This is a genomic window from Streptomyces sp. CC53, from assembly GCF_001865245.1.
GTDB lineage: Bacteria > Actinomycetota > Actinomycetes > Streptomycetales > Streptomycetaceae > Streptomyces.
In genome coordinates, this window is the sequence record NZ_MKXB01000157.1 from 132,149 (window position 1) to 138,375 (window position 6,227).

Below are 6,227 nucleotides of genomic sequence, written 5' to 3' on the forward strand. Positions count from 1 at the left end.
AGGCTGAGCCCATGACGTACAGCGGAGTGGTGAAGGTCGGCGGTCCCGCGGACGTGCACGAACTGCAGGACCTGATCGTCTCGAAGGTCGCCGTCGGCCCGATGGACAACAACGCCTACCTCCTGCGCTGCCGCGCGACCGACGAGCAGCTGCTGATCGACGCGGCGGCCGAACCGCACACCCTGCTGAGCCTGATCGGCGACGACGGCATCGCGTCCGTCGTCACCACGCACCGGCACCACGACCACTGGGGAGCGCTGGCCGAGGTCGTCGCCGCGACGGGCGCCCGCACGTACGCCGGGCGGTACGACGCCGAAGGCGTGGCCGTCCCCACGGACGTACTCGTCGAGGACGGGGACACCGTCCGGGTCGGCCGGGTCGAGCTGACGGCCCGCCACCTGGCGGGCCACACCCCCGGCTCGATCGCCCTGGTCTTCGACGACCCGCACGGCCATCCCCACGTCTTCACCGGCGACTGCCTGTTCCCGGGCGGTGTCGGCAACACCTGGAACGATCCGGAGGCGTTCAGGAGCCTGCTGCACGACGTGGAGACCAAGCTGTTCGGCGCCCTGCCGGACGAGACGTGGGTCTACCCCGGCCACGGCAGCGACACCACCCTCGGCACGGAGCGGCCCCACCTCGCGGAATGGCGCGCGCGAGGCTGGTAGCCACGACGCGCTGCACAACCGACGGCACCCGTACGCGTCGGCGCAGCCGGTAACCCTCGGCTGCGCCGACGCATTCTGGACGTTTCTCCCTCTTGATGGACTGAGCACTGCTTCGAGACCTTTCAGGCGGGAATCCAGCCATATACGGGAACCCTCAGTGACGACATGCACACTGTCCGCCTAGATTCAGCCGTGGTTCGGGAGCTCCACAGCGGCCCGAACCGGAGGCCGATTCACCGAATCCGAAGGGGGAGTCGCATGCCTGACATCGATCTCGGAGTGGCGACGGACTGGGACGAGGGGGACACCCACGGCCGCGTGAGGCTGCGGCAGAACCAGGTCTACCCGAACTCGCCCAAGAAGGACGTGCTCATCAGCTCGCCCGTGAGCATCGAGCTCTCGGTGAACTCGAACTACTCCACCTCCCAGGAGGCGGACAAGATCTACTTCACGACCCATCACGGTTCGACGAAGAAGATCATCGCGGTGCTCGACTCCGATGGAAACCTGCACATCGCCGGACGTCTGATCACCGAGCAGAAGGACCTCCACTACTAGCCGCTGTCCTCTCACGCTCCACCGGGCGAGGCCGCACTCCCGAGCGGGCCGGCCTGTGTCCCACCCGCACGGCGCGAGGGCCCGCACGACCTGATACCGGTCGCGCGGGCCCTCCTCGTCTCCGGGAATCCGTCGCGGCCCGACGATCGGTCCGGGCAGGACGGACTGAGCTCATCGCTGCCCCGCCCGTACTGCCTCGGGCGGTGGCTGACATGGGGCACCTGTTCCCGGGCGGTGTCGGCAGCACCTGGAACGATCCTGAGGCGTTCGGGAGCCTGCCGCACGACGGGAGACCACACTGTTCGGCGCCCTGCCGGACGAGACGTGGGTCTACCACGGCCACGGCAGCGACACCACTCTCGGCACGGAGCGGCCCCACCTCGCGGAATGGCGTGAACGCGGCTGGTGAGGGCGGGCCTCCTCGTGTGTGCGCCCGCAGCAGGGCCCCGCGCCCGGTAGTTTGCGCGGCATGCACGCACGTCAACTCCCGCCCGCTGCACCGCCGACGCCGTCCATGGGGCGGCTCGCCGCGGCCTCCCTCACCGGGACCGCCATCGAGTTCTACGACTTCTTCGTGTACGGCACGGCGGCGGCGCTGGTCCTCGGCCCCCTGTTCTTCCCCGCGTTCTCGCCCGTCGCGGGCACCCTCGCCGCCTTCGGCACGTTCGCCGTCGGCTTCGTCTCCCGGCCCCTCGGCTCGATGATCTTCGGCCACATCGGGGACCGGTACGGGCGCCGGCCGGTGCTCTTCGCGTCGCTCGCGCTGACCGGAGCGGCGACGGTCGCGGTGGGGTTCGTCCCCACGTACGCGTCGATCGGTGTGGCGGCGCCGGTGCTGCTCGTGGTGCTGAGGTTCCTCCAGGGGCTCGGGCTCGGCGGGGAGTGGGGCGGTGCGGTGCTGCTGACCTCCGAGCACGCGCCGCCCGGGCGGCGGGCCCTGGGGGCGAGCTTCACTCAGATGGGCCCGCCGGTCGGGTTCCTGCTGGCGAACGGCGTGGTGCTGGCCCTGTCGGCGTCGCTGAGCGACGAGGCGTTCCGGGAGTGGGGCTGGCGGGTGCCGTTCTGGGCCGCGGGTCTGCTCGCGGCAGGCGGTCTGCTGCTGCGCACGTCGCTCCATGAGACGCCGCAGTTCCGGGACCTCACGGAGAGCGGGGCGCGGGCGACCGCGCCGGTCGTCGAGGTGGTGCGGGACCACTGGCGACCGGTGCTGCTGACGGCCGGGGCGCTGGCCGTCGGCTACGCGGTGTTCTACACGGTGTCGACATGGGCGCTCGCGTACGGGACGGAGCGGCTCGGGGTGGACCGTACCGTCATGCTGCTGGTCGTGATGGCGGCGGTGGCCGTCAAGGGAGCCGTGACGCCGCTGGCGGCGCTGCTGGGCGACCGGTACGGGCGGCGGCCGATGTGTCTGGCGGGGTGCGCGATGTCGGCGCTGTGGATGTTCCCGATGGTGTGGCTGTTGTACACGGGACGGCCCGCGGCGATGTTCCTGGGACTGCTGGTGGCGCTGCTCGCGTTCATCACGATGTTCGCCGTGGTCGCCGCGTACCTGCCGGAGCTGTACGAGCCGCGGGTGCGGTGCACGGGCGCGGCGGTGGGCTACAACCTGGCCGGGGTGCTGGGCGGGGCGCTGACGCCCATGGTCGCGACGGCCGCGTCGGCGGGCTCCGGCCCGCCGTGGGGTGTGGCGGCGTATCTGACGGGCATCGCGCTGCTGAGCCTGGGCTGCTTCGCCCTGCTGCCGGAGACGCGTCCCGAGCCGGAGGGCGGCGAGCCGAGCGGCGAGCGGGCCGGGGAGCCCGCGGCGGCGGCCTGACGTCCGTGGGGGCGGCAGGCCGCGCCGGCGGGCTCAGGCGGTCTGGATCTCCAGGACGTCGCAGTTGAGGAACCGCGTCGGGCGGGAGCACAGGGACTCCAGCCGCTGGGCCATCTCACTCGTGCGGGGGTCGTCGTTGTTGCGCATGGCCTCCTCGTACGAGTCGAACTCGACGACGACGTAGTAGCGCCCAGGGTTGTCGCGGTCCTTGAGGATCATGCTGCGGCTGGGACCGTGGTCCTGGGGCTCGTTCTCGGCGCCCCACTCGTCCATGAGGGCGCGGATCTCGTCCATGCGGTCGGTCTCGAAGTCGAGGATCTGCGTGAATCTCATGCGGCCACGCAAACACCGCCCGTGCCGTTCGGCAACCGGGCGGTGCGTGCGTGTACTCCGCTGGGGTCAGACCTTCATGGGGTCCTTGTCGTCGTCGTCCACGGCAGGCCGCCCGTCCGCCTGGGCGTCGGCGGACTGCTCGGCGGCCGCGAGGCGGCGCGAGGCGATCAGGCTGGTGATGGTCGTGATGACGAGGACACCGCAGATCACGCCCAGCGAGACCGGGATCGAGATCTCGGGGACGTGCACTCCGCTCTCGTGGAGGGCGTGGAGGATGAGCTTCACGCCGATGAAGCCGAGGATCACGGACAGCCCGTAGCTGAGGTGGACCAGCTTCTTGAGGAGGCCGCCGATGAGGAAGTACAGCTGGCGCAGGCCCATCAGCGCGAAGGCGTTGGCCGTGAACACGATGTACGGGTCCTGGGTGAGACCGAAGATCGCCGGGATGGAGTCCAGAGCGAAGAGGAGGTCGGTGGTGCCGATCGCCAGCATGACGACCATCAGCGGCGTCAGCACCCGCTTGCCGTTCACCCGGAGGAAGAGCTTCGTGCCGTGGTAGCGGTCGGCGACGCCGAAGCGCTTCTCGATGGACTTCAGGAGGCGGTTCTCCTCGAACTCCTCCTCGGGCTCGTCGGAGGACGCCTCCTTGACGAGCTTCCACGCGGTGTAGATGAGGAACGCGCCGAAGATGAAGAAGACCCACGAGAAGGTGGAGATGATCGCGGCACCGGCCGCGATGAAGATGGCCCGCATCACCAGCGCGATCAGCACGCCGACGAGAAGGACGCGCTGCTGGAGGTGGGACGGCACGGAGAACTTCGCCATGATGAGGACGAAGACGAAGAGGTTGTCGACACTCAGCGACTTCTCGGTGATGTACCCGGCGAAGAACTCACCGGACGCCCGGCTCTCCCCCATGAAGATGAGCCCGAGGCCGAAGAGCACGGCGAGGACGACCCAGACGACCGTCCAGATGCCGGCTTCCTTCACCGACACGTCGTGGGGTTTGCGGCCGATCAGGAAGTCGACCGAGATCAGGGCGAGCAGACCGAGAACGGTCACCACCCACATGGTTGTCGTTACGTGCACTGCGCCTCCGGCGTCGTACGGCTACTGCTCAGCGTCGTCGCTGCCGGAGGTCTCTTCCACCCGCGGCGACCCGGTGACGGGCCGACGCTGGGCCGGCGCCCCGGGACCGGTCTTCCGTCCGACCGTCCGTACTGACGGGCACGCCGCAGGCGGGAGTACTCCCCTCCGCATCGCACACCGTACCCGACGTACCAAAGAAAGGTAAAGAGACGGGCAAGTGGGTAAAGCCCGCTGCGGAGAGGCCGGGAGGCCGGGAGGCCGGGAGGCCGGGAGGCCGGGAGGCCGGGAGGCCGGGAGGCGGGGAGGCCGGGAGGCCGGGAGGCCGGGAGGCCGGGAGGCCGGGAGGCCGGGAGGCCGGGAGACCCCGGAGACCCCGGAGACCCCGGAGACCCCGGAGACGTGGGAGACGTGGTCTCAGTGGCTCCGGCCTCGCGTCTCGGCCACGTGCCGCAGGACACGGCCCAGCACCTCGCTGCCCGGGGGCACCTTCGCCGGCTCGTACGTCCACGCGTGGCCGACCCACGGGTCCGCCAGATGGTCGTCGGCCACGGGCGTCAGCCGGAGCAGCGAACGCCACAGCGGGTCCAGGACGGGCCCGTACGCGCGCGCGTCCTCCCGGTCGGCCACGACGAGCAGGTGCACCCCGACGGCCGGGCCCTCGTCGGCGAGGTAGCGCAGCTGGTTGACGGCCCGGTCGTCGAAGCCGTGGGGGAAGTCGTGCACGATGAGCAGGTGCCGGACGGTGTCCAGGTCCGGCGGCAGGGCCCCGGCGCCAGCACCCGACCGCACGGCCATCTGCACCAGGTCCACGCGCCGGGTCAGCTGGGACAGCGGCGCGGCCACCCCGGCGGCCCCCGCCGCGGGGGGCGCCGCGAGGACGCCGGCGTCGGTGAGCGGCGCGAGGGCGGGAGCCGCGGCGCCGGCCGGGTCGATGACCTGGACCGCGAACTCGCCCGGCGGGTGGACGGCGAGGAGCCGCGTGGCGTGCGCGACCGCGGTGTCCAGGGCGAGCCGACGCAGGCGGTCACCGTCCGCGAACAGGGACTGCTCGGAGCCCTGGCGGCCGCAGTCGATCCACAGACCTCGCTCCAGGGGCAGCCGCACCAGCAGGGGAATGCGGAGCTCGGGCCGTTCCGGCAGGTGGAGGTCGCCCAGGCGTACGGCCATGGCGGTCTCCGTGGGTGAGCGGTGGGCGTGCCAGACGGGGTTGTCCCAGCCGGCGAAGGCGGGCGGCAGGGCGGGCTCGACCACGGCGGACTCGGCGGCGAGCTGGTCCAGGTCGCGGTCGAGCGCCTCGCGGGCACGGTCGGTGAGCTCCTGGCACCGGGCCTTGGCGGCCGCGCGGGCCGCATCGGCTCCGGGGCCGACACGGCTGCGGGGGTCGGCGAGGACACGGTCCAGTTCCTGGTCCATGCGCGTTTCGGCGAAGTCGACGGCGCTGCGGTAGGCAGCGGTGGCCCTGGCCAGGTCCTCGAACATGCCCCAGACCTGGTTGTAGAGGCGCTCCTCCATCGACCAGCCGGTGGCGTCGCCCGCGACCGGGGTGGCGGGCTGCGCGGGAGGTGCGGCGGCCGGGGGCGCGGCGCTCCGGCGGCGGCCCGGGTGCGTGTAGTCGATGCGGCCGCCGCTACCCGGCGCGGCTCCGGACCCGGCCGGGGCGCCCGATGGCGACGGGGGCTGCGCGGCGGCGCCATCGGCCGGTTCCGCACGGGGTTCTGCGGGCGGGGCGGGGGGGGGGCCGGGAGGCGGGGGGGGATGCCGGG

6 protein-coding genes and 1 pseudogene are annotated in these 6,227 nt (G+C 71.8%); 4 read left to right on the forward strand and 3 right to left on the reverse strand.

Features of this window, described 5'->3' with window-relative positions:
* Positions 1–11: 11 nt before the first annotated feature.
* From BJP40_RS18370 to BJP40_RS18380, 4 genes and pseudogenes are all read left to right on the forward strand, one after another.
* Entirely contained in the window at positions 12–668 is a 657-nt protein-coding gene (locus BJP40_RS18370; RefSeq protein WP_071281279.1) for an MBL fold metallo-hydrolase, read from the forward strand.
* Between the two features lie 258 nt (positions 669–926).
* Entirely contained in the window at positions 927–1,226 is a 300-nt protein-coding gene (locus BJP40_RS18375; RefSeq protein WP_071281280.1) for a DUF6342 family protein, read from the forward strand.
* Positions 1,227–1,447: 221 nt separating this feature from the next.
* A pseudogene (locus BJP40_RS35690) lies at positions 1,448–1,635 on the forward strand (MBL fold metallo-hydrolase); the annotation flags it as partial.
* Between the two features lie 105 nt (positions 1,636–1,740).
* On the forward strand, positions 1,741–3,042 hold the full coding sequence (locus BJP40_RS18380; protein ID WP_071281281.1) for an MFS transporter: 1,302 nt from the start codon (positions 1,741–1,743) through the stop codon (positions 3,040–3,042).
* 33 nt (positions 3,043–3,075) lie between these two features.
* Here BJP40_RS18380 and BJP40_RS18385 read toward each other — a convergent pair whose 3' ends face one another.
* The 3 genes from BJP40_RS18385 to BJP40_RS18395 all read right to left on the reverse strand — a co-directional run.
* Positions 3,076–3,375: a hypothetical protein gene (locus tag BJP40_RS18385; protein WP_071274658.1), complete on the reverse strand. Its 300-nt coding sequence runs from the start codon at positions 3,373–3,375 to the stop codon at positions 3,076–3,078.
* 66 nt (positions 3,376–3,441) lie between these two features.
* Positions 3,442–4,446 (reverse strand): TerC family protein, encoded by a 1,005-nt coding sequence (locus BJP40_RS18390; protein WP_371258658.1) that lies wholly within the window; start codon positions 4,444–4,446, stop codon positions 3,442–3,444.
* A 432-nt stretch (positions 4,447–4,878) separates the two neighbouring features.
* Positions 4,879–6,227 (reverse strand): export associated protein (locus BJP40_RS18395; protein ID WP_226962696.1); only part of this gene is annotated, 1,349 nt, incomplete at its 5' end.

Excerpts from the sequence above, each read along its gene's own strand:
- BJP40_RS18370 (WP_071281279.1), top strand. The coding sequence starts at position 12 with ATGACGTACAGCGGAGTGGTGAAGGTCGGCGGTCCCGCGGACGTGCAC.
- BJP40_RS18375 (WP_071281280.1), top strand. The coding sequence starts at position 927 with ATGCCTGACATCGATCTCGGAGTGGCGACGGACTGGGACGAGGGGGAC.
- BJP40_RS18380 (WP_071281281.1), top strand. The coding sequence starts at position 1,741 with ATGGGGCGGCTCGCCGCGGCCTCCCTCACCGGGACCGCCATCGAGTTC.
- BJP40_RS18385 (WP_071274658.1), bottom strand. The coding sequence starts at position 3,375 with ATGAGATTCACGCAGATCCTCGACTTCGAGACCGACCGCATGGACGAG.
- BJP40_RS18390 (WP_371258658.1), bottom strand. The coding sequence starts at position 4,446 with ATGTGGGTGGTGACCGTTCTCGGTCTGCTCGCCCTGATCTCGGTCGAC.